General features: G+C 36.1%; 1 protein-coding gene. It reads right to left on the bottom strand.

Annotated features, from left to right (window positions below; genetic code table 11):
• Nucleotides 1–351 precede the first annotated feature (351 nt).
• Nucleotides 352–576 carry a hypothetical protein gene (locus tag ACQY5W_RS13260; protein WP_428025446.1) on the bottom strand — a complete coding sequence of 75 codons (225 nt, stop codon included), beginning with the start codon at nucleotides 574–576 and terminating at the stop codon, nucleotides 352–354.
• Nucleotides 577–640: the final 64 nt, after the last annotated feature.

The following is a 640-nucleotide window of genomic DNA, read 5'->3' on the forward strand; positions in this document are numbered from 1 at the left end:
TTGGTTTATAAGATTTGGGTTCGCATACCCAAGTCTCCTTTTTAGATCAATTTTGTGATTTAAACTGCACATGAACATCAGGCCATTAGATTTCTTACTATATTGTTTGAAACACTTGAAACGAGAAAATATTTATAGCCCTTATATGCATCAGACAGTCATCATGGTGATGTCGACCATTTTGAGACAAAAGATAGTGTGCAGTTCGACAAGTTCTACATGTAGATCAAAGTTTGTAGTATTGAAAATGTCTCTGGGAACGTTAGTTTCAATAAAATTCAACCCATAGATGCATGCAAGATAATACCACTCTCAGAATTTCTTCCAGGTCCACGGCAATTTTACATGGACTTATTTTGGAACAAGCGGCTTTCCATACTCAAATTCATTATGATCTTTGTCACCATCTTCCCAAATTTCTTGTACGGTCATACAAGGAATACCTGGGTCCTTCAATGGTTCCTGGTGTTGATATTTTTTATGACAACTAAAAAATTTCAGCACTACAGTCGCATTATCCTTGCTGGGTTCATCCACCACAACCTCCTTTCTGAATGGTTCAAGAGCTTTAAACATTTTACTATAAGTGTTCTTATCGATGTTCTGAACTTTTTACCCGAAAACAAAAAAGCCACTAGAT

The sequence above is a fragment of the Arcobacter sp. genome (assembly GCF_050300555.1).
Classification (GTDB): domain Bacteria; phylum Campylobacterota; class Campylobacteria; order Campylobacterales; family Arcobacteraceae; genus Arcobacter.

Coding starts and splice junctions, on each gene's coding strand:
- ACQY5W_RS13260 (WP_428025446.1), bottom strand. CDS start 576: ATGTTTAAAGCTCTTGAACCATTCAGAAAGGAGGTTGTGGTGGATGAA.